The sequence below is a fragment of the Mycobacterium sp. NTMscope_Eco_3 genome (assembly GCF_976985685.1).
This window is the reverse complement of sequence record NZ_CDRJYZ010000001.1, coordinates 5009903-5031514: the sequence shown is the minus strand read 5'-3', so window position 1 is coordinate 5031514 and position 21612 is coordinate 5009903. Positions and strand designations below refer to the sequence as shown.

Below are 21612 nucleotides of genomic sequence, written 5' to 3'. Positions count from 1 at the left end.
CCCATTCGTCGGGCAACCCAGCACAGGCACACTGTGGTGGTGAGCGGCGACCAGCGGGTGGGTGGGGTGCGCAGCTTCCTGCCGGCGGTGGAGGGCATGCGTGCCTGCGCGGCGATGGGCGTGGTGGTCACCCACGTCGCCTTCCAGACCGGGCACTCCAGCGGCGCCTCCGGCCGGCTGTTCGGCCGTTTCGACCTCGCCGTCGCGGTGTTCTTCGCGCTGTCGGGTTTCCTGTTGTGGCGCGGGCACGCCGGGGCGGCAAGGGATCTGGGTGACCGTCCCCGCACCGGTCACTATCTGCGGTCCAGGGTCGTGCGCATCATGCCCGCGTATGTGGTGGCGGTCGTGGTGATTCTGACCCTGTTGCCCGACGCCGACCACGCCAGCCTGACGGTGTGGCTGGCCAACCTGACGCTCACCCAGATCTATGTGCCGCTCACGCTGACCGGCGGGCTGACCCAGATGTGGAGCCTTTCCGTGGAGGTCAGCTTCTATCTGGCGTTGCCGGTTCTCGCGCTGCTGGCCCGCCGCCTTCCGGTGCGCGCGCGGGTGCCGGCGATCGCCGGGCTGGGGGCGCTGAGCTGGGCGTGGGGCTGGGTGCCGGGCCTCGCGGCCGAGGGCGTCAACCCGCTCAACTGGCCGCCGGCGTTCTTCTCCTGGTTCGCGGCGGGCATGCTGCTGGCCGAGTGGGTGCACAGCGGCGTCGGGTTCCCGCACCGCATCGCCCGCCGCCGGCTGGTGATGGCCGTCGTCGCGGCGGCGGCCTACTTGGTCGCGGCGTCGCCGCTGGCCGGGCCGGAAGGCCTGGTGCCCGGCACGCCCGCCCAGTTCGCGGTGAAGACGGCGATGGGCGCGCTGGTCGCCTTCGCGTTGGTCGCGCCGCTGGTGCTGGACCGGCCGGACACGCCGCACCGGATCTTGGGGACGACCGCCATGGTCACCCTGGGCCGCTGGTCCTACGGCCTGTTCATCTGGCACCTGGCCGCGCTGGCCATGGTGTTCCCGGTCGTCGGGACGTTCCCGTTCACCGGCAACATGCCGACGGTGTTGGTGCTGACGTTGATCTTCGGGTTTGCGATCGCCGCGGTCAGCTACGCGTTGGTCGAGTCGCCCTGCCGAGAAGCCTTGCGGCGCTGGGAGAAACGCGAAAGGCCGGCCGAAGCGGCCCAGGCCGTCGACGCGGAGGCGGACGCGATCGCACCCTAGCCGGTGCGGTCCATCCACCGTTCCAGCGCGCGCGAACGGGTGGAACGTCGCTGCCCTGTGGCATCGAGGATCAGGTTCACCGGCGGTAGCATGCTGATACGTTCGTCCGGGTGCGCACAAGATTCGAATTCGACTTCGTGACAACGGCAACGCCCAATGAGGTCATCGAACTGATGACCGATTTCTCGCCCAACCGGCCGCACCGCTGGCCGGCATTGTCGGCCAAGGCGTTCGAGGTGTATCACGTCGGCGAGACCGAGGCCGACGTCCGCGAGGGCCAAGACTTTCCGAAGGTGTCGGCCAGATGGCATTACGACTGGGCGAAGCCGAATTCAGTCACACTGACGGTCGTCGAAGGCGATGCGCAGGCGCCGGGCAGCTTCATGACGCTCGAAGCCACGCCCAGGCCCGAGGGTGGCAGTTCCGTGCACGGCGTGTGGGAACAGACCTCAACGAATCTGACCGGCATGATCGCTGTAGCGATGATGCGGTTCGTCGGACCACGCTTGCTGTCGTCGTACTACAAGAAGGTCTACGACGGGTTGGCGGCCTGACGTCCATCAGCGACCACGTAAACGTCTGCTGGTGTGAATGCTGCACTCACACAACAAGTCTGTCGCACAATGAGTTTGCTATTGGCATGACACACCACTAGGCGGACACCACTAGGCGGGCACGGCTTCGATCACGCAGAGCGGCCCTGCCGTCTGCACCACGCGCTGCAGCCGGAAGCCGCCCCGCCGGAGTAGGTCGGTCCACTGCTTGAGGCCGCGTTCCAGTGCGCCCGCCAGCACCAGCATCTCCAAATCGGCGTAGTGGCCGAGGAATTCGCGGTCGTGATCGGGGACGACCATCTCCAGCAGCAGCAGCTTCGCGCCCGGAGGCGCCGCGGCTTTGATGGTGCCGAGGATCGCGATGGCCTTGTCATCGGGCCAGTCGTGGATGACGTTCTTCATCACATAGGCGTCAGCGGCCGGCACGCTTTCGAAGAACGACCCGCCCGTCATGGTGACTCGCTCGGCGACACCGTGCGCGGCTAACACAGGCGGCGCTCCCTCGACTGCCTCCGGGAGGTCGAACAGCACGCCGCGCGCACCGGGGGCGGCGGCGAGAATCGACGAGAGCAACCGACCGTGGCCGCCACCGATATCGGCGATGACACCGAATGGGGTGAAGTCGTAGGCGGCGACCACCGCCGCCTCCAGCACCGACGACGTGGAGGTCATGGCGTTGTTGAAGATCTCCGCGAACTCGGGGTCGTCACGGAGATAGTCGAAGAAGTCCTTTCCGAACACCTTCGGCGGGTTCGGCTCTCCGGTGCGCACCGCGTCGGCCAGCCGCGTCCAGTTCGCCCGGTGCTGGGGCGAGCCGAAAAGCAGGGCGGCCCCACGCGTCGAGATCGGCGAATCGGTGCGCAACGTATCGGCCAGCGCGTTGAGCGCGAAACGGCCGTCGCGGCGCCTGCGGAACACGCCGCGGCTGATCAGCAACCGCATCAGCCGCGCCACGCTGTCCGGGTCGGCCCCGATGCGGCCCGCCAGCTCCTCCTTGGTCAACGGGCCCGCAGCCAGCGCGTCGGCGATACCCAGTTGCGCGGACGCCGAGATGGCCTGCGACAGAAAGGCTCCGAAGATGAGATCGATGACCGTGATCGGGGGAGGCGCCAGCCGCTGGTGTAGCCGCCCCACGTGATGACGGACTCGTTCGACCGCGCGAGCCACCCGGGCGGGCGGCAATTTCGGGGTTGATGTCGGTGACTTTGGCGGCATCGTTCTCCAATACCCGGTGATTACAGGATTCGAAGGAACAAGTATTCCTTCTCGAGGATTTTCGCGCGCTCGATCTGCTCGCATCCCAGAAACCCAGGGGCCGGTGACAATTTCTGGTCTATTGCAAACGACCGGTCGCGATGGACCCTCGAGCAAGAGACCGATCCGCGCGTTGACCTCACCACCTAGTTGCAACGAGCGTCTGCCGCAATCGCAGGCACTGAGTTCCGTTGGTGCGGATCGAATCCCCAACTCAGCGTGTCGTGCGGCCGGGAAGGGGATTGATGAGCCGTCCGTGCGCCACGAGTGATCCGTGCTGCTTGAGGCGCTGCGTGCGGATGTTGACCTCGTAACCCATGACCTCCTCGATCTGTCCGAGTTGCTCGCTGAGGTACCGATAGAGGTCTTGGGCGTCTCGGCAAATGGCAATGGCCATCAGGTTTTTGGATCCACTCGTGGCGCCCGCGAAGGCGATCTGGTCATGCGCGGCGATACGCTCGCCGACGCGGTGCAGGTCCTTGGGCGCCAACGTCAGCCACAGCATGGCGCTGAGCTGGTGGCCGAGCCGCTCGGGTAACACGTCGACGTCGTAGAGCAATGCTCCGGATGCTTCCAGCGCCGCGATCCGCCGGCTCACTCGTGCCACCGACCAGCCAGTCCGTGCGGCGAGCTTCGCCTGCGGTGCCCGGCCGTCCTCGGCGAGCGCCTCCAGGATCGGGCGATCCTCGGCGGAGGGCAGGGAACGTTGATCGCTGCGCGGCTGATCGGTGCGCTCGGCCAAGATCTGTTCAGCTTGCTGATCGGAAAGTCTGCGGCCGTAGCCGGTCCACCGCGCCGTGGCGGGTTGCCCGAACGAATGAAGCAGCAGATCGATGCTGATGTCGATGATCGAGGCGGTTCGCGGCAGTAGCTGCAGCAGAACATCCTCGCGGCTGTCGCCGAGCGGCGCGCGCACGACGCACACCAAATCGGTCCATCCCGCCAGCACGTTGGCGTGAGAGACGTCCGGGCGGCGCACCAGCGCGTCGGCCAGCTGTGGTATCCGGTCGGGCGCGGACCGCAACCGGCACACCCAGCTCGCTTCGCGGTCTACCCAGCGGTTTTCCAGCCCGACAACGCGAACCACGCCGTTGCGGCGCAGTCGGTGATAGCGCCGGGCAACCGTTTGCTCAGAGGCCCCGACCACGGCGGCGATGCGCCGAAAAGACACGCGGGGCGCAAGCTGCAGGGCATCAAGAATCTGTGCGTCCAAATCGTCTCTCACGACGAGAAGTATCCGTCCTGGCTGGCGCAGATGAGGATTTCTCAACGATATCGGCAGAACAGATGATGTTCCGGGGCCGGCGCTGCCAGCCTGGAGCCCATGAACCTGACGGACAACACGATGCTGATCACCGGCGGCGGCAGCGGAATCGGTCGCGGGCTGGCCGAGGCTCTGCATCAAGCGGGCAATCAGGTCGTGATCGCCGGGCGCCGCGGCGACTCGCTGCAGGCCGTCGCCGACGCCAACCCGGGCGTCGACTACTCCTTGATCTGGCCAGTCCCGACAGCATCGCGCGGTTGGCCGCCGAACTTGCCGATCGCCACCCCGGGCTCAACGTCCTGGTCAACAACGCGGGCGTCATGCACGCCGAGGACCTGCTGGCCGGCGAGGCAAACCTGGCCGAGATCGCCGCAACCACGGTGGCGGTCAACCTGCTCGGACCGATGCGGCTCACCGCGGCGCTACTACCCAGACTGCTCGGGCAACCGAATCCCGCCATCGTCAACGTCACGTCCGCCCTGGCATTCGTGCCCAAAGCGGCCGCACCGACTTACTCGGCAACCAAAGCCGGTCTGCACGCCTACACCGAGTCGCTGCGCCGGCAATTGCGCGGAACCCCGGTTCAGGTGATCGAGATCATCCCGCCGCAAGTCGACACCGACATGCTGGCCGGCCAAAACCGCAGTGCTACTGCGATGACATTGGATTCCTGTGTCGCCGAAGCAGTTTCGCTGTTGCGCGGTGAACCCGACGCTGCCGAGATCGTCGTCGACGCCGCTAAGCAGGTGCGCTGCGCCGCCCACGACGGCCGCTACGACGACGTCTTCGACGCCGTAAACCCCTAGAGGAGTACTGAACATGCAGATAACAATCGGACTGCCCAGCCATATCGCCCACGCGCCCGGTCATTTGACCGCACAGTGGGCCCGCCACGCCGAGGAGCGCGGCTTCGGCGGGGTGGCCGCGATCGACCGGTTGGTCTACGAAAGCCAGGACTCGATCGTCGCGCTCTCAGTGGCCGCGGGCGCGACCTCCCAGATCGACTTGTTGACCAATGTGCTGCTCGCCCCGCTGTATCCCGCGGCGCTGTTGGCCAAACAAGTCACGTCTCTCGCCGATGCCTCCGGAGGCCGACTCACCCTCGGCCTGGGTATCGGGAGCAGGCCCGACGACTACACGGCTGCCGGCGTGGACTATCGACGCCGCGGGCGCATTCTCGACGAGACCGTGGCAGTGTTGCGCGACGCGTGTGGGGCCAAGGCCGTGACGGGGGACAGGGCACTCAGCGCAGCACAGGTGCGCGTTCCGATCCTGTTCGGCGGACGGGTAGACGCGACGATCCGCCGTGCGGCGACGATCGGTGACGGCTGGTCCGCCGGAGCGCTGCGCGATTACCCCAACCAGTCCGTGCTCGCCGACCGGGTGCGCGCGGCGTGGGCAGAGGCGGGGCGGGTTGGCCGCCCGCGGTTGCAGGCCAGTGTCAACTTCGCCCTCGGAGACGCCGGCACCGTCGCAGCCGGCCGTGCCCACCTGCAGAACTACTACGGCTTCAAACCCGAGTACGCCGCGCTCAACGTCGCTGACATGCTCACCTCCGGCGACGAGGCGGCCGAGACCGTGCGCGCCTACCGCAACCTGGGCTTCGACGGCCTGGTGTTCCACCCCTGCGTCGCCGATATCGCGCAGGTCGACCGCCTTGCAGAAGCGGTGCTGCGATGACCGTTGTTGATACACAGGGCATTTCGCTCTACCACCAGACACATGGGGATCCGGCCGACCCGCCCGTACTGCTGCTGTCCGGGCTCCGGATTCATCCAACGCCACCGATAGCTCTGAAACACACCCGATCTGCACGTCTGGACAATTTTCCCGCAGGCGTCTCCGCCGCTGCTGTCACCGCCTCACGCGATCGCGTGTCCTAGCCGGTGCGGTCCATCCACTCTTCGAGCGCGTCCGCGGACGGCAGGCGGACAGTCTGCTCGATCTTGGCGAACAGATCCGCCCCGTACTCGACGGCGGATTTGACGAGGTGACCCAGCGCTTCGAAGTGGATGCCGTCACTGAGCAGGTAGGCGTTCTCGCCGACGACGCTGACGTGGTCGGGCCGCGCGGTCTCGCGCACAAACGCCTTGGGCCAGTGGGTGTCCCGGTTCCAGTCGTTGACCAGTTCCATCAGGCGCGGGCGTTCGCCGGCCGGGTAGTACGCCGCGGGGCTGATGGAGATCTCCAACAGGTCGCGCCGTAAACCGTTGATCCGCAGGATCACGTGCAACTTGCCGCGCTCGTAGCTGGAGAGCACCAGGAACTCCTCGCCGTCGTCGCTGCGGAAAAATCGCAGCCCGCGCGACGTGAGGTAGCGCTCGATCAGCTCGGTGCTCAATGGCTCGATCTGCATGACGTCACGATGGCGCCTGGGGCTTGGAGAATTCTTGGCGCGCGAACGGTGGCGGGTCAGCCGGCCTCGGCGGTCTCCAGCCGCTGCAGGATCTGGTCCCGCACCGCCGACCGGCGGGCCTTGCCGGCGTCGTCGCGCAGCGGGGTGTCGACGAATTCGACGAAGTCGGGGGCGGGCGGCACCTTGTAAGCGGCCAGGTGTTCGCGCAGGAACGCCTGCACGCCAGCGGAATCCAGTGCGGCGCCGCCGGCCGTGTGCACCAGGGCGTAGGGCACCTGGCCCAGATCCCCGTGCGGGACGCCGACGACCAGACAGGACAACACGTCCGGGTGCGCCGACAGCGCGTTCTCGATCTCGGCGGGGTAGACGTTGCGGCCGCCGACGGTGAACATGTCGACCCGCCGGTCCGACAGGTACAGGAAGCCGTCGTCGTCGAAGTAGCCGAGGTCGCCCAGCGAGTCCCAGCCGTCGCGGCTTTTCGCCGTCGCGCCGACGTAGCGGTAGGTGGGCGCGCTGTCGGGCCCGGGCCGCATGTAGATTTCGCCGACCACGCCGGGCGGGCACGGGTTGCCGTCGTCGTCGAGCACCTTCATCTCCCCGGCGACCACCACGCCCACCGAACCGCGGTGCGCCAGCCACTGGTCACCGGAGATGAAGGTCAGCGCTTGTAATTCGGTGCCGCCGTAGAGTTCCCAGACCTTTTCCGCGCCCAGCAGGTCGATCCACGCCTGCTTGATGGCCGGCGGGCACGGCGCCCCCAGGTGCCAGAACCGCCGCAGCGACGAGAGGTCGTAGGAGCCGGGGTCGGCGTGATAGACCGGCAGCGTCCGCTGCATGATCGTCGGCACCGTGGTCAGGAACGTGACGCGGTGATCGGTGATCAGCCGGAGGAACTGAACCGGGTCGAACCGGCTCATCAGCACCAGGTGATGGCGCATCAGCAGCGCGATGGTGGCGGTGGTGAAGCCGGTGTTGTGGCTCAGCGGCACCGGCACCAACGTGGTGTCGCCCTCCTGCGCGCCCAGCGGATAGCCGATCAGCGGGGGTATGCGGCTGTCGCCGCCGGATTCGATCAGCTTGGGGCGCCCGGTACTGCCCCCGGATCCCATCGCCTTCCACACCGGTGACACCGCTTCCGGCAGCGGGCCGTCCGACAACGTGTCGTCGGGGGTGAAACCGATTGGAACGCTAGGGAATTCGTGATGCTCACGCCCGACCAACAGGGCCGGCGGCCGCAATTCGAGCAGGCCCGCCAACTCGGCGGCCGGCAGGCGCGCGGACAGCGGCTGCGGGACCGCGCCCAGCTTCCAGCAGGCCACGGCGGCCTGGATCCACTCGACCGAGTTCGGCAGCACCATGGTCACGTAGTCGCCGATACCCACGCCGCGCTCGGCGTAGGCCCGGGCCAACCGATTCGTCGAGCGGTCGAGCTCGGCGCGGGTCAGGGTCAGGCCGTCGCAGGTGACGGCCGGCTCGTCGGGAGCGAGTTGGGCAAGCTGCGAAATCTGGGTGCCGATCGGCGGGGCCGGCTCACTCATAACCGCCCTGACGCTCGAAGATGCGGCGCGGGTTGTCGACCAGCATGGTGTGCAGCTGCTCGTCGGTGACGCCGCGCTCCTTGAGCGCGGGGATGACGTCGTTGTGGATGTGCAGGTAATGCCAGTTCGGGGCCATCTGCGGCACCAGCTCTTCGGGGAGCGCGTCGAAGTAGCAGTTGGCGTCGTGGGAGAGCACCATCCTGTCGGCGTGCCCGCGCTCGCACATCTCCGCCACGATCCTCACCCGCTCCTCGAACGGCGAGATCACGTCGAGGCCGAACCGGTCCATGCCCAAATACGAACCGGCGGCGATGAGCTCTTCGAGATAGCCGATGTCGGTGCTGTCGCCGGAATGCCCGATGACCACCCGGGTCAGGTCGACGCCCTCCTCCTCGAAGATGCGTTGCTGCTCGAGGCCGCGCCGCAGGCCGGCATGGGTGTGCGTGGAGATCGGCACCCCGGTGCGTTTGTGCGCCTGGGCGACGGCGCGCAGCACCCGCTCGACGCCGGGGGTGATGCCGGGCTCGTCGGTGGCGCACTTGAGGATTCCGGCCTTGATGCCGGTGTCGGCGATACCCTGCTCGATGTCGCGGACGAACATCTCGGTCATGATCTCGGGGCCGCCCAGCATCCCGCCTGGGCCCTCGTAGTGGAACCGGAAGGGCACGTCGTTGTAGGTGTAAAGCCCGGTCGCCACAACGATATTCAGCTCGGTCGCCGCCGCGACCCGGGCGATCCGCGGGATGTAGCGGCCCAGGCCGATCACGGTGAGGTCGACGATGGTGTCCACGCCGCGGGACTTGAGCTCGTTGAGCCTGTCGATGGCGTCGGCCACCCGCCGTTCCTCGTCGCCCCAGGCTTCGGGATAGTTCTCGGCGATCTCGGTGGTCATGATGAAGACGTGCTCATGCATGAGCGTGACGCCGAGGTCGCCGGTATCGATCGATCCACGTGCGGTATTCAGTCGCGACACGCATCCGATGCTAGAGCTCCAGCGACCTGAATTCGACGAGTTCGAGGACGTTACCTTTGCGCATCTTTCGTACACCGGCCGTACCAGTGGGTATGGCGCGTCTCCCGTTCTGGTAGCGGGGCCACCGCGGCGGGTACCCGCGGACTGAGCCGTTTACGAGAGGAGCCGACATGGACGCCGCGACCGGGACCGATCGGTGGCCGTCGCTACGGGTCGACGACTGGACGCCAACCCGCGAAACCCTGCACATGTGGACGCAGATCGTCGGCAAGATCCGCATGGTCCGCATGCCGATGGTCAACCACTGGTGGCAGGTAACGCTGTACGTGAGCCCGTGTGGATTGACCACGGGCGCGATACCCCACGAAACCGGGGTGTTCGATATGGAATTCGACGTCATCGACAGCGTGCTGCGGATCCGTCACAGCGACGGGGGGCAAGGATCCGTGCCGTTGACGGCCAAACCGGTGGCGGAGTTCTACGACGAAACCATGTCGGCCTTGGACGATTTGGGGGTCGCGACACGCATCAACGCCAGCCCCAACGAGGTGGATCCGGCCATCCGGTTCGCCGACGACTATCAGCACGCATCCTATGACCCCGACGCCGCGCGTCGGTTCTGGCAGCAGCTCCTGCAGGCGAACCGGGTGATCAGTCAGTTCCGCGCGTCGTTCGTCGGCAAGGTGAGCCCTGTGCATTTCTTTTGGGGGGCAATGGATCTGGCATGCACCCGATTTTCCGGGAGGCCGGCACCCAAACACCCCGGCGGCGCACCCAACTGCGGCGACTGGGTGATGGTCGAGGGTTATTCACACGAGTTGAGCAGCTGTGGCTTCTGGCCCGGCGGCGGCGAGGAAGGCGCCTTCTATTCCTACGCCTACCCGCAACCGGACGGCTTCGCCGATTACCCGATCGCGCCTGCGGCGGCGCACTTCAGTGAAGACCACGGAGAATTCGTCTTGCCCTACGAGGCGGTGCGCACCGCCGAGGACCCCGACGGTGATTTACTGCGGTTCCTGCAAACGACTTACGCGGCCGCCGCGGACCTCGGCCGCTGGGATCGCGGTGCCTTGGAGGGCGATCCCGACCGGTGGCAGAGCCCGTGAGCACCACGCCGATCGCGGACTATGCGCTGCTCTCGGATCGTCATACCGCCGCGCTGGTCAGTCGCGGCGGATCGGTCGACTGGCTGTGCATGCCGCGGTTTGACTCACCATCGGTGTTCGGGCGACTGCTCGACGATGACGCCGGGTGTTTCGTGGTGGGGCCGGCCGACCCGAACGCCGAGACCAGCCGTCGCTACCTGGACACCACGATGGTGTTGGAGACGACTTTCACCACTGCCGGCGGCACTCTGGTGCTGCGCGATGCCCTGGCGACCGGCGCCGCGAGCGACCCCCATCGACTAGGCGCCGCGGCGCCCCGAATGCTGGTGCGCTCCTTGGTCTGCACGGCGGGCGAGGTCGAGGTGGCCGTCGAGTTCGCGCCGCGCCCGGAGTACGGAGTGGTCACGCCGCTGATGTCGTCGGCCGAGGGCGGGGTCATGGTGCGCGGCGGCGCCGACGTCCTGCGCCTGTGCTGCCCGACGCCGCTCGACGCCGCCGACTCGGCTGTGTCCGGACGGTTCCTGCTGCATGAAGGTGAGCGGACCGCCCTCGGCCTCCTGCACCGCACCACCTCTGAGCCGCTCCCGGTACCCGTCTCGGCGGGCGACCTCGAGGGGGCGCTCGAGGCGACGATCGACGCGTGGCGGTCGTGGTCGCAGACCCACCAGAGCTACGACGGGCCGTGGAGCGACCTCGTGCACCACAGTGGACGGGTCCTGCAGGCGCTGACCTATCAGCCGACCTGGGCGGTCGTGGCCGCGCCGACCACCTCACTTCCGGAAGAGGTTGGGGGGCAACGCAACTGGGATTACCGCTATGCCTGGGTCCGCGATGCCAGCCTCACTCTGGAGGCACTGTGGGTAGCCGCCTGTCCCGACGAAGCGGAGGAGTTCTTCGACTACCTCGCGGTCAGCTCTGCAGGGCAACTACGTGCGGACGAACAATTGCAGATCATGTTCGGCGTCGGCGGCGAACACGACCTGTCCGAACGCGAGCTCGGTCATCTCAGCGGCTGGCGCGACAGCCGCCCGGTGCGAGTGGGCAACGACGCGTGGAAACAACGGCAAATCGACGTCTATGGCGAGCTGCTCGGCGCGGCGCACCGGCTCATCGAGCAGCTCGATCCGGACAGCCCGCGGGCCACCAGCGGGCGGGACTTCCTCATCGCCTGCGCCGACGCCGCGGCGCGGCGATGGACAGAACCCGATTCGGGGATCTGGGAGGTGCGTGGCTCTCCGCAGCACTTCCTCTATTCCAAGCTGATGTGCTGGGTCGCGCTCGACCGGGCCATCGCCATGGCCGAGCGCCTCCGTGCCGGCGACCGGGTGGAGGGCTGGCAAAAGACCGCCGACGAGATCCGCGAGCAGATCCTCGCTCGAGGGTGGAGCGACGACGTCAATTCGTTTACCCAAGCGTTCGGCAGCGACCGCCTCGACGCTTCGGCGCTGATGATTCCGCTGGTCGGTTTCCTCCCCGCGGACGACCCGCGCGTGCTGGCCACCATCGACACCATCGCCGACCGGCTCACCGACTCCCGCGGCTTGGTCTACCGCTACCGCACCGACCTTGACACCAACGCCGACGGTCTCACCGGGCGTGAAGGCACCTTTCTGCTGTGCACATTCTGGTTGGCGCAGGCCTTGGCGGCCGCGGGCCAAATCGACCGGGCGCGTGAGGTATTCGAGCGTGCCGCGGGCTTTCGCAATGACGTCGGGCTGCTTGCCGAAGAGGTCGATCCCGCCAGCGGCGAGTTGCTGGGCAACTTCCCGCAGGCGTTCAGTCATATCGGGTTGGTGAACGCGGCCTGGGCCATCGCCCAGGCGGAAACGGCGGCTTCAACACCCCCTGAGGCGTGAGGGCCCGCCGGCTCGGGCGCGGGCAGGCGCACAAGTCCCCCGGCGGCCGCGGGTTTGCAGTACCGTCACCCTCGTCTGCGTCGAGAACCGCTGGGAGTCCCGCCATGTTGCTCAATCCCAATCACCTGCAACGCCAGTACCCGGACCGCCGCTCGGCAGAGATCATGGCGGCGACCGTGGATTTCTTCGAGTCCCGGGGCAAGGCCCGGTTGAAGTCCGACGACCACGAACGGGTCTGGTACTCCGAGTATTTGGATCACATCGGCCGGGAGCGCATCTTCGCGTCGCTGCTGACGCCGTCGGCCTACGGCGCCCCCGATTGCCGCTGGGACACCTACCGGATCAGTGCGTTCGCCGAGATCGTCGGCTTCTACGGGCTGAACTACTGGTACCCGTTCCAGGTCACCGCGCTGGGCCTGGGCCCGATCTGGATGAGCGCCAACTCCGACGCCAAGCGCAAGGCCGCGGGGTTGCTCGAGGCCGGTGAGGTGTTCGCGTTCGGCTTGTCGGAGCAGACGCACGGCGCCGACGTCTACCAGACCGACATGAACCTGACGCCCTCGGACGGGGGCTGGGTCGCCAATGGGGAGAAGTACTACATCGGCAACGCCAACGTGGCCCGGATGGTTTCCACGTTCGGCAAGTTCGCCGACGCGTCGAAGAACGACGCCGAGTACGTGTTCTTCGCCGCCGACTCCCAGCACGAGCGCTATCACCTGATCAAGAACGTGGTGAACTCGCAGAACTACGTCGCCAACTACGCGCTGCGCGACTACCCGGTGACCGAGGCCGACATCCTGCACCGCGGCCCCGAGGCCTTCCACGCCGCGCTGAACACCGTCAACGTCTGCAAGTACAACCTCGGCTGGGGCGCGGTCGGCATGTGTACCCACGCGATGTACGAGGCGGTCACCCACGCGTCCAACCGCATCCTGTACGGCACCGTCGTCACCGACTTCACCCACGTGCGACGGCTGCTCACCGACGCCTACGCGCGGCTGGTCGCGATGCGGCTGGTCGCCACCCGGGCCTGCGACTACATGCGCAGCGCCTCGGCCACCGACCGCCGCTACCTGCTCTACAGCCCGCTGACCAAGGCGAAGATCACCAGCGAGGGCGAGCGCGTCATCACCGCGCTGTGGGACGTGATCGCCGCCAAGGGCGTGGAGAAGGACACCATCTTCGAGGCCATGGCCCGCGAGATCGGCCTGCTGCCCCGGCTGGAGGGCACCGTCCACATCAACATCGGGCTGCTGGGCAAGTTCATGCCCAACTTCCTGTTCGCCCCCAACGACGCGCTGCCGTTGATCGGCCGCCGCGACGACGCGGCCGACGACACCTTCCTGTTCGCGCAGGGGGCGACCGGCGGCCTGGGCAAGGTGCGCTTCCACGACTGGCGCGCGCCGTTCGAGAGCTTCGGTCACCTGCCCAACGTCGCGCTGCTGCGCGCACAGATCGACGTGCTGGCCGAGATGCTGGCCAGCGCCACCCCGGATGCGGTGCAGCAGAAGGACATCGACTTCGCGTTCGCCGTCGGCCAATTGTTCGCCACGGTGCCCTACGCGCAGCTCATCCTCGAGGAGGCCGGGCTGTCGGGCGTCGACGAGGGCCTGCTCGACGAGATCTTCGCCGTGCTGGTCCGCGACTTCAACGCCTACGCCGTGGAGCTGAGCGACAAGCCCGCCACGACGGACGCGCAGGCGCGCTACGCGCTGCGGATGATCCGCCGCCCGGCGCACGACCCCGCGCGCTACGACCAGATTTGGAAGGAGCACGTCCTTCCGCTCAGCGGCGCCTACCGGATGCGCCCCTAGCCCCCCTTGACTGTGACGTTCCTCACAGTAGGATGACCAGTGGTCATTCGATCGAGGAGGCGCCATTGCCGACGGTCACCTGGGCGCGCGTCGACCCGGCTCGACGCGCCGCGATCATCGAGGCCGCGGAGGCGGAATTCGGGGCGCACGGCTTCTCCCGCGGCAGCCTCAACGTCATCGCGCGCCGCGCGGGGGTCGCCAAGGGCAGCCTTTTCCAGTACTTCGCCGACAAGCGCGACCTGTACGCGTTCATCGCCGACATCGCCAGCCAGCGGGTGCGGGCCTACATGGAAGGCCGCATCCGCGAACTAGACCCGAGCCGGCCGTTCTTCGAGTTCCTGACCGACTGGCTCGACGCCTGGGTGGCCTACTTCGCCGACCACCCGCACGAGCGCGCGCTGCACGCCGCGGCGACCCTGGAAGTCGACACCGAGGCCCGCGTCAGCGTGCAGAACGTCATCCACCGCCACTACCTGGAAGTGATGCGCCCGCTGGTCCGCGACGCGCACGTACGCGGCGACCTGCGCGCCGAGTCGGACACCGACGCGCTGTTGTCGTTGCTGCTGTTGATCTTTCCGCACCTGGCGCTGGCGCCCTACATGCGCGGGTTGGATCCGATCCTCGGCCTCGACGAGCCCACCCCCGAGCAGCCGGCGCTGGCGGTGCGCCGTCTCGTCGCGGTGCTGGCGGCCGCGTTCGCGGCCGCGCCAAAAACCCCGCCGGTCGGCTCCGCCCCAAAACGACCTGAGGAGGTCACATGAATCGCACCCGAATCGCCTCGATGGCCGAGGGCGGCCTCAACTGGGATAGCTTGCCCCTCAAGCTGTTTGCGGGAGGCAACGCGAAATTCTGGAATCCGGCCGACATCGACTTCTCCCGCGACCGCGAGGACTGGGAACGGCTCACCGACGACGAACGCAGCTATGCGACCCGGCTGTGCGCCGAGTTCATCGCCGGCGAGGAATCGGTGACCCAGGACATCCAGCCGTTCATGGCCGCGATGCGCGCCGAAGGCCGGCTGGGCGACGAGATGTATCTGACGCAGTTCGCCTTCGAGGAAGCCAAGCACGTCGCGGTGTTCCGCATGTGGCTCGACGCCGTCGGCGTCACCGAGGACCTGCACTACTTCCTCGACGACGTCCCGACCTACCGGACGATCTTCTACGAGGAGCTGCCCGAGTGCCTGAACGCGCTGACGCTCGATCCGTCGCCGGCCGCCCAGGTGCGGGCGTCGGTCACCTACAACCACATGGTCGAAGGCATGCTGGCGCTGACCGGCTACTTCGGCTGGCACAAGATCTGCGTGGAGCGCGGCATCCTGCCCGGCATGCAGGAGCTGGTGCGGCGCATCGGCGACGACGAGCGCCGCCACATGGCGTGGGGCACCTTCACCTGCCGTCGCCACGTGGCCGCCGACGACGCCAACTGGGGCGTCTTCGAAACGCGCATGAACGAACTGATGCCGCTCGGGCTGCGGCTGATCGAGGAGGGCTTCGCGCTCTACGACCCGATGCCCTTCGGCCTGTCGGTGGACGAGTTCATGGCCTACGCCTCCGACAAGGGGATGCGACGGTTCGGCACCATCTCCAGCGCCCGCGGCCGGCCGCTCGCCGAGATCGACCTGGACTACTCGCCGCTGCAGCTCGAGGACACGTTCGCCGACGAGGACGAGAAGGCGCTGGCCAGTGTCTAGTACTCGCCTGCGCGAGCGGACGCAGAATCGCAGGCCGAAGGCCGAGTTTGTGCGATTCTGCGTCTGCTCGGCAAGCCAGCGGCGTCCGGGCCTCGCCTAGCCGACCCAGACGGTCTTGGCGTTGACGAACGCGCGGATGCCCAGGCCCGCGAGCTCGCGTCCGTAGCCGGATCGTTTGACGCCGCCGAAGCCCAGCTCGGGGTAGGACACCGTCATCCCGTTGATGAAGACCTGGCCGGCCTCGATGTCGTCGATGAAGCGCTGCTGCTCGGCCTCGTCGTTGGTCCAGGCGTTGGATCCCAGGCCGAACGTGGTGGCGTTGGCGATCTCGATGGCCTCGTCGATGTCGGCCGCCCGGTACATCGACGCGACGGGGCCGAACACCTCTTCGGTGTAGAGGGCCATGTCCTTGGTGATGTCGGTGACCACCGTCGGCGGGTAGAACCAGCCCGGCCCGTCGATGGGCTTGCCGCCGAGGCGGATGGTGGCGCCCGCGGCGGCGGCGTCGTCGACCTGCTTGGCGATCTCGTCGCGGCCCGACTCGGTGGCCAGCGGGCCCACGTCGGTGTCGGGGTCGGTCGGGTCGCCGACGGTGAGCGCCTGCATGCGCTCGGTGAACTTGTCGACGAACTTGTCGTAGATGTCGGTGTGGACGATGAACCGCTTTGCGGCGATGCAGGATTGGCCGTTGTTCTGCACCCGGGCGGTGACCGCGGTCTTGGCGGCCTCGTCCAGGTCCGCCGAGGGCATCACGATGAACGGGTCGCTGCCGCCGAGCTCGAGCACCGTCGGTTTGATCTCGTCGCCGGCGATGGCCGCCACCGACTGGCCGGCCGGCTCGCTACCGGTCAGGGTGGCCGCCGCGACGCGCGGATCGCGCAGGATGCGCTCGACGGCGCTGGAGGAGACCAACAGGGTCTGGAAGCAGCCCTCGGGGAAGCCGCCGCGGGTGATGACGTCGGAAAGGTACAGCGCGCTCTGCGGGACGTTGGAGGCGTGCTTGAGGATCCCGACGTTGCCGGCCATCAGCGCCGGCGCGGCGAACCGCACGGCCTGCCAGAGCGGGAAGTTCCACGGCATCACGGCCAGCACCACGCCGAGCGGTTGATAACGGATGTAGGCCTTCTTCGCGCCCACCGCCTCGGCGTCGGCCGGCTCGTCGGCGAGCAGCTGCTCGGCGTGCTCGGCGTAGTAGCGAAACCCCTTGGCGCACTTCAACACCTCGGCCTTGGCCGATTTCAGGGTTTTACCCATCTCCAGCGTCATCATGGCGGCGACTTCGTCGGCTTCGGCTTCCAGCAGGTCGGCGGTGGCGTTTGCCCACCCGGCGCGCTGGGCAAACGTGGTGTTGTGGCGGTAGTCGAGGAAGCGTTCGTAGGCACGGGCGATCGCGGCATCGACTTCTTGGTCGGTGGCCGGGGTGAAGGTCTTCACCGTCTCGCCGGTGGCCGGGTTAATGGTGGCGATGGGCACGCTGGCCCTCCTTCATCGGATGAGTAGCTGAAAAGTCCAACATCTAGCCTGCCACTATCGTTCCCCTAAGGGAGGTGTCGGATGAGCAAAGCCGCTGAGCTGATCGTCAAGTGCCTGGAAAACGAGGGTGTTTCCGTTGTGTTCGGGGTGCCCGGCGAGGAGAACATCCGCTTCGTGCAGGCGCTGGCGTCCTCCAGCATCCGCTACGTGCTCACCCGGCACGAGCAGGCCGCGTCCTTCATGGCCGAGATGTACGGGCGGGTCACCGGCCGGGCGGCGGTGGTGTCGGCCACCCTGGGGCCCGGCGCGATCAACATGCAGCTCGGTGTCGCCGACGCCACCACCAACAGCACCCCGCTGGTCGCCATCTCCGCGCAGGTGGGCCACGACCGGGAGTTCAAGGAGTCGCACCAGTACGTCGACCTGGTGTCGATGTTCGCCCCGATCACCCGGTGGGCGGCGGGCATCCCGACCCCGCGCGCCATCCCCGAGATGGTGCGTAAGGCGTTCAAGCTGTCCGAGTCCGAACGTCCGGCCGCCGTCTATCTCGCGGTGCCCGAGCACATCGACGCCGACGAGAAGGATTACGACCTGGGGCCGTTGCCGCGCAACGTCGTGCGCCCCGACGCTCCGGCGCCCCGCCAGGTGGAGCGCGCCGTCGCAATCCTGCGCAACGCCAAGCGCCCGGTGGTGCTGGCCGGGCACGGCGCCGCGCGCGCCGACGCCACCAAAGCCCTGGTGCGCTTCTCCGACGAGTTCGGCATCCAGGTGGCCAACACCTTCCACGGCAAGGGCGTCATGCCCGACGACCACCACAACAGCATCGGCACGCTGGGCTTCATGCGGCACGACTACGTCAACTTCGGGTTCGACAACGCCGACGTCGTCATCGCCGTCGGCTACGAGTTGCAGGAATTCGACCCGGTCCGGATCAACCCGCAGGGCGACAAGAAGATCATCCATATTCACCGGTTCCCCGCCGAGGTCGACGCGCACTACTCGGTCGACGTGGGGATCATCGGGGACATCAGCGATTCGCTGAACGCGCTCACCGACGCGCTCTCCGGTCACACCTTCAGCCATGCCGCCGACGTGCCCGGGTCGGGGCTGCTCGCGGAGGAATTCGCCCGGGGGCAACAGGATTCGCGCTACCCGCTGGCGCCGGCGCGGGTGGTCGCCGACACCCGCGCGGCGCTGGGCCGCAGCGACGTCGTCCTGGTCGACACCGGCGCCACCAAGATGTGGATGGCCCGGCTCTACCCGACGTACGAGAAGAACACCTGCCTGATCTCGAATGGCTTGTCCACCATGAGCTTCGCCCTCCCGGGGGCGCTGGGTGTCAAGCTGGCACAGCCGGAGTCCAAGGTGTTGGCCGTCGTCGGCGATGGCGCCTTCTTGATGAACTCGCAGGAGATCGAGACGGCCGTCCGGGAGCGGATACCGCTGGTGGTGCTGATCTGGGAGGACGGCGGGTACGGCCTCATCGAATGGAAGATGGATCTCGAACTCGGGGCGCACTACTACGTGAAATTCAACAACCCGGACGTGGTGAATTACGCGGAAAGCTTCGGCGCCAAGGGATATCGGATCTCTCATGCCGACGAGCTGCTGCCGACGTTGCGCGCCGCGCTCGACGACGAGGGCGTCTCGTTGATCAGCTGCCCGGTCGACTACTCGGAGAACCTGCGGCTGACCGACCGGCTCGGCGAGCTGGACGAAACCCTGTAATCCTCAAAACCATTGCGCGATCGGACCGCCGAGCCGCTTGAGATGATGGATAGATGACCGAGCGTGATCGCGACGAATCGGGTCGGCCACGAAGCGCCCGACCGCGCGACGCCCTGGGCCGGCCACTTCCGCCGGGCAGCGACGGCGTGCCGCGCGTTCCGGACGACCTGGTGCTGGCGCCGGCCGAGACGCTCGCCTATGCCCAGGATCTACTGGACCGAGGCCTCGCATTCAACGCTCACGAGGTGCTCGAGGCCGCCTGGAAGAACGGTCCGGCCGACGAGCAGGCACTGTGGCAAGGCCTGACGCAGCTCGCGGTGGGGATCACCCACGCCCAGCGGGGCAACCGCAAGGGTGCAACCACGTTGCTTAGCCGCGCCTCCGCCCATCTTGCGCAGGGGGATCGGCCGTCGCCGCACGCCATTGATGCCGCCGGGCTGGTGGACTTCGCCGACGCGCTGATCGCCGACCTTGCCGCCGGGGTAGATATCGCCCCGGCGCGGCTGCGGCCCCGCCTGGTGGTTTGAAATACCCACTATTCCAACAGGATTGGTGCCCGCGGTAGCGCGTCCCCATTACCAGTCTTGTTGATCCTCCAAGAGGGTGACCCGCCGAAGTTCCACCACGAACCACAAGGTTGCGGCGACGGTGGCGAGTAGCGCGATGATCGCCATCGTGGTGAGCCATTCGTAATGGTGGTAGGCGGCGACCGCCAAGCTCGCGATAATGCCGGACAATGCCACGCCCAGCAGCATGAACCCGGGCCAAAAGAAGTTCTCTTTCATGGTGAGCCCGGCGCGAGGATGTGCGGTCCGGTGTCGATCCGTCGGATCGTGGTGTGTGTCTCCCATGGCTCCCTTTCGTCGGTCAATTCCCTAGTGACTCGGCGGCTTTGGGGGAGCCGATATCACGCGGAAGGTAGACGTCGAACAGCAGGATCGCGCCGATCGTCGTCACGAGCCAGACCATGACCGTCGCGGCGAGCCAGGACGCGCCGCCGTAGATGCGCAGTCCGTGCGTCGACACCGATGCAAGGCTCATCGCGCACAGGGTCAGGGTCAGGCCGGTGCATCCCAGCAGCAGCGACGCATATCCACGAGGCAGTTTCAAGATCTTCACCGACAGGGTGGTCTGTGTGATCGAGAAAAACACCACGGCGACGATGAGGCCCGATGCCGTCAGCACGACGTGGGGAACAGTCCTGGCCGCCAACGCCAAACCGACTGTCCACGTGGCCGACCGCGCGGCGGTTCGGAGCACGAAGTGCTTCACGACACCGAAGGCTTTCCTAGGGCGATATCGCATCGTGGCCGGCGATGCGCGCGGGTAGCCTGATCGTCACAGTGTTTGATGCGGGCGGCGCTGGTGGGCAAGGTGACCATGGCGGCTCCTGAAAACTAACAGATAAGTAATTAAACTTTAGAAACCATTGGCTGTAACGTCAAGGCTGTTGTGATCGAGAAGTAGGCGCGATGGACCAACTGCAACGCGATGCCGCCGGGATCGGCGCCCTCGCCGACCCGGTGCGCTACGAGCTGTATCAGTTTGTGTGTTCGCAGCCCGGACCGGTGAGCCGTGATCAGGCGGCCGAAGTGGTGGGAATTGCCCGGCATCAGGCGAAGTTTCATCTGGACCGGCTGACGGCCGAGGGCCTGCTGGAATGTGACTACGCCCGGTTGACGGGCCGGACTGGCCCCGGAGCGGGGCGCACCTCGAAGCTGTATCGACGTGTCCGCCGCGACATCGCCGTCAGTTTGCCGCAACGTCAGTACGAGTTGGCCGGGCGGCTGATGGGTCAGGCCATCGTCCAATCCCAGCAGAGCGGGGCGCCCGTCGTGGAGGTGTTGCACCGCAACGCCCACGACTACGGCCGCAGCATCGCGGATCGCGCGCTCAGCGCTGCCCGACGGCCGCCGGCCGGCGTGCGCGCGGCGCTCAAGTTTGTGGCACGGTTGTTGCGAGAGTATGGCTATGAACCGGGTCACGACGACGACGGCGTGTATCTGGTCAACTGCCCATTCCATGCGCTGGCTCAGGAACAGACCGAATTGGCCTGCGGCATGAATCACGCGCTGATCAACGGGATGGTGGACGCGATGACCCCGCATTGCCTGGATGCCCGGCTGCAACCGACCCCGGGCCGGTGTTGTGTCGTGGTCGCGCCAAGCGCTGACTAGCTCACGGCGCCGCGGAGTGCCAAACCCGTTGTGTCAGTGCGCCGTTCAGGAATTGTCGGCGTCGGCGGGGTACGTCACGCGGTTGTGCTCGTCGACGACGGGTGTGGCGCCCCATTGGCCGAGCCGATGCTGGCGCGGGGCGGATCCGCTGATGAGGTGCCATACCGTCCAGCCTTGGGCGACAAGGCTGTTCGCGATCAATTGTCGATGGCATCGCCACGGCATGGGTTCGCCGCACATGATCGCCACCCGGTTAGCGCGGGCGAGGGTGACCAGTTCGGCGAGTACGCGCTGGTATTCGTCGGTGAGGGTGTAGTCGGCGTAGTTCTTGAAGCTCGCGTTTTCCCAGCCCGCGTTGATGGCGGGATCGACGCTTTGCCGACGGCGCCGCCCCCCGAGCTCGGGAAGGTGGAGGTAGCCGATGCCGGCGTCGTGGAGCCAGCGCGACATCTCCGCACTTCCGAACTGGGGGTTTCGGCGCGAGCCGGGCTGGGCACGCACGTCGACGAGCAGGTCGATGCGGGCGTCATCCAGGGGTTCCAAGAAGGTCGGCACCGGGCACGTCCAGTGTCCGATGGTCCAGATCTCGCCCTCGTCGCTCATGATTGCGTCGCGCTCGT

At 67.2% G+C, this 21612-nt stretch carries 21 protein-coding genes and 1 pseudogene; 13 read left to right on the top strand and 9 right to left on the bottom strand.

The window, feature by feature from the left end; genetic code table 11:
- Window positions 1–33 precede the first annotated feature (33 nt).
- Both AC0KTM_RS23360 and AC0KTM_RS23355 read left to right on the top strand, forming a co-directional pair.
- Window positions 34–1206: an acyltransferase family protein gene (locus tag AC0KTM_RS23360; protein ID WP_238957086.1), complete on the top strand. Its 1173-nt coding sequence runs from the start codon at window positions 34–36 to the stop codon at window positions 1204–1206.
- Window positions 1207–1316: 110 nt separating this feature from the next.
- Window positions 1317–1760: a hypothetical protein gene (locus AC0KTM_RS23355; RefSeq protein ID WP_238957085.1), complete on the top strand. Its 444-nt coding sequence runs from the start codon at window positions 1317–1319 to the stop codon at window positions 1758–1760.
- Between the two features lie 111 nt (window positions 1761–1871).
- Here the strand turns inward: AC0KTM_RS23355 and AC0KTM_RS23350 are convergent, their stop codons facing one another.
- Window positions 1872–2894, bottom strand: coding sequence for a methyltransferase (locus tag AC0KTM_RS23350; RefSeq protein ID WP_472416810.1), 1023 nt, complete (start codon window positions 2892–2894; stop codon window positions 1872–1874).
- A gap of 334 nt (window positions 2895–3228) precedes the next feature.
- Window positions 3229–4239 carry an Lrp/AsnC family transcriptional regulator gene (locus AC0KTM_RS23345; protein ID WP_425326363.1) on the bottom strand — a complete coding sequence of 337 codons (1011 nt, stop codon included), beginning with the start codon at window positions 4237–4239 and terminating at the stop codon, window positions 3229–3231.
- A gap of 99 nt (window positions 4240–4338) precedes the next feature.
- Here AC0KTM_RS23345 and AC0KTM_RS23340 point away from each other — a divergent pair.
- From AC0KTM_RS23340 to AC0KTM_RS23330, 3 genes and pseudogenes are all read left to right on the top strand, one after another.
- A pseudogene (locus AC0KTM_RS23340) lies at window positions 4339–4422 on the top strand (oxidoreductase); the annotation flags it as partial.
- A 113-nt stretch (window positions 4423–4535) separates the two neighbouring features.
- Window positions 4536–5084 (top strand): SDR family NAD(P)-dependent oxidoreductase, encoded by a 549-nt coding sequence (locus AC0KTM_RS23335; RefSeq protein ID WP_472416808.1) that lies wholly within the window; start codon window positions 4536–4538, stop codon window positions 5082–5084.
- A gap of 13 nt (window positions 5085–5097) precedes the next feature.
- Window positions 5098–5958: an LLM class flavin-dependent oxidoreductase gene (locus AC0KTM_RS23330; protein ID WP_225329827.1), complete on the top strand. Its 861-nt coding sequence runs from the start codon at window positions 5098–5100 to the stop codon at window positions 5956–5958.
- A 199-nt stretch (window positions 5959–6157) separates the two neighbouring features.
- Here the strand turns inward: AC0KTM_RS23330 and AC0KTM_RS23325 are convergent, their stop codons facing one another.
- Genes AC0KTM_RS23325 through AC0KTM_RS23315 form a run of 3 tightly spaced genes read right to left on the bottom strand, consistent with a single transcriptional unit; the run spans window position 6158 to window position 9145 of the window.
- Window positions 6158–6634 carry a type III secretion system chaperone family protein gene (locus tag AC0KTM_RS23325; RefSeq protein WP_472416806.1) on the bottom strand — a complete coding sequence of 159 codons (477 nt, stop codon included), beginning with the start codon at window positions 6632–6634 and terminating at the stop codon, window positions 6158–6160.
- Window positions 6635–6690: 56 nt separating this feature from the next.
- The gene (locus tag AC0KTM_RS23320) at window positions 6691–8172 is read right to left on the bottom strand and encodes an AMP-binding protein (protein ID WP_472416804.1); all 1482 of its coding nucleotides are present in this window, start codon (window positions 8170–8172) and stop codon (window positions 6691–6693) included.
- Complete coding sequence (locus tag AC0KTM_RS23315) at window positions 8165–9145, bottom strand: phosphotriesterase-related protein (RefSeq protein WP_225329824.1); 981 nt, start codon at window positions 9143–9145, stop codon at window positions 8165–8167. The genes AC0KTM_RS23320 and AC0KTM_RS23315 overlap by 8 nt, the downstream gene beginning before the upstream one ends.
- A gap of 170 nt (window positions 9146–9315) precedes the next feature.
- Between AC0KTM_RS23315 and AC0KTM_RS23310 the strand changes: the two genes are divergently transcribed.
- The 5 genes from AC0KTM_RS23310 to AC0KTM_RS23290 all read left to right on the top strand — a co-directional run bounded on the left by AC0KTM_RS23310 (window position 9316) and on the right by AC0KTM_RS23290 (window position 15614).
- Entirely contained in the window at window positions 9316–10251 is a 936-nt protein-coding gene (locus AC0KTM_RS23310; RefSeq protein ID WP_472416802.1) for a DUF5996 family protein, read from the top strand.
- Complete coding sequence (locus AC0KTM_RS23305; protein WP_472416801.1) at window positions 10248–12107, top strand: glycoside hydrolase family 15 protein; 1860 nt, start codon at window positions 10248–10250, stop codon at window positions 12105–12107. Before AC0KTM_RS23310 ends, AC0KTM_RS23305 begins: the two co-directional genes overlap by 4 nt.
- A 104-nt stretch (window positions 12108–12211) precedes the next feature.
- Window positions 12212–13921, top strand: coding sequence for an acyl-CoA dehydrogenase (locus AC0KTM_RS23300; protein WP_472416799.1), 1710 nt, complete (start codon window positions 12212–12214; stop codon window positions 13919–13921).
- Between the two features lie 65 nt (window positions 13922–13986).
- Window positions 13987–14682: a TetR/AcrR family transcriptional regulator gene (locus AC0KTM_RS23295; RefSeq protein ID WP_472417539.1), complete on the top strand. Its 696-nt coding sequence runs from the start codon at window positions 13987–13989 to the stop codon at window positions 14680–14682.
- Window positions 14679–15614: a R2-like ligand-binding oxidase gene (locus AC0KTM_RS23290; RefSeq protein ID WP_225329820.1), complete on the top strand. Its 936-nt coding sequence runs from the start codon at window positions 14679–14681 to the stop codon at window positions 15612–15614. The genes AC0KTM_RS23295 and AC0KTM_RS23290 overlap by 4 nt, the downstream gene beginning before the upstream one ends.
- A 96-nt stretch (window positions 15615–15710) precedes the next feature.
- On the opposite strand, the gene AC0KTM_RS23285 is transcribed toward AC0KTM_RS23290, so the two are convergent.
- Window positions 15711–17087, bottom strand: coding sequence for an NADP-dependent succinic semialdehyde dehydrogenase (locus tag AC0KTM_RS23285; protein WP_225329819.1), 1377 nt, complete (start codon window positions 17085–17087; stop codon window positions 15711–15713).
- Window positions 17088–17168: 81 nt separating this feature from the next.
- On the opposite strand from AC0KTM_RS23285, the gene AC0KTM_RS23280 reads away from it, so the two are divergent.
- Window positions 17169–18815 (top strand): acetolactate synthase large subunit, encoded by a 1647-nt coding sequence (locus AC0KTM_RS23280; protein ID WP_238957075.1) that lies wholly within the window; start codon window positions 17169–17171, stop codon window positions 18813–18815.
- 53 nt (window positions 18816–18868) lie between these two features.
- The gene (locus AC0KTM_RS23275; protein ID WP_472416797.1) at window positions 18869–19342 is read left to right on the top strand and encodes a DUF309 domain-containing protein; all 474 of its coding nucleotides are present in this window, start codon (window positions 18869–18871) and stop codon (window positions 19340–19342) included.
- A gap of 48 nt (window positions 19343–19390) precedes the next feature.
- Here AC0KTM_RS23275 and AC0KTM_RS23270 read toward each other — a convergent pair whose 3' ends face one another.
- Window positions 19391–19666 carry a UsfY protein gene (locus AC0KTM_RS23270; protein WP_472416795.1) on the bottom strand — a complete coding sequence of 92 codons (276 nt, stop codon included), beginning with the start codon at window positions 19664–19666 and terminating at the stop codon, window positions 19391–19393.
- 16 nt (window positions 19667–19682) lie between these two features.
- Entirely contained in the window at window positions 19683–20087 is a 405-nt protein-coding gene (locus AC0KTM_RS23265; protein ID WP_472416793.1) for a hypothetical protein, read from the bottom strand.
- A gap of 200 nt (window positions 20088–20287) precedes the next feature.
- Between AC0KTM_RS23265 and AC0KTM_RS23260 the strand changes: the two genes are divergently transcribed.
- Window positions 20288–20992, top strand: coding sequence for a helix-turn-helix transcriptional regulator (locus tag AC0KTM_RS23260; protein ID WP_238957071.1), 705 nt, complete (start codon window positions 20288–20290; stop codon window positions 20990–20992).
- 45 nt (window positions 20993–21037) lie between these two features.
- Here the strand turns inward: AC0KTM_RS23260 and AC0KTM_RS23255 are convergent, their stop codons facing one another.
- The gene (locus tag AC0KTM_RS23255) at window positions 21038–21595 is read right to left on the bottom strand and encodes a DUF488 domain-containing protein (RefSeq protein WP_238957070.1); all 558 of its coding nucleotides are present in this window, start codon (window positions 21593–21595) and stop codon (window positions 21038–21040) included.
- Window positions 21596–21612: the final 17 nt, after the last annotated feature.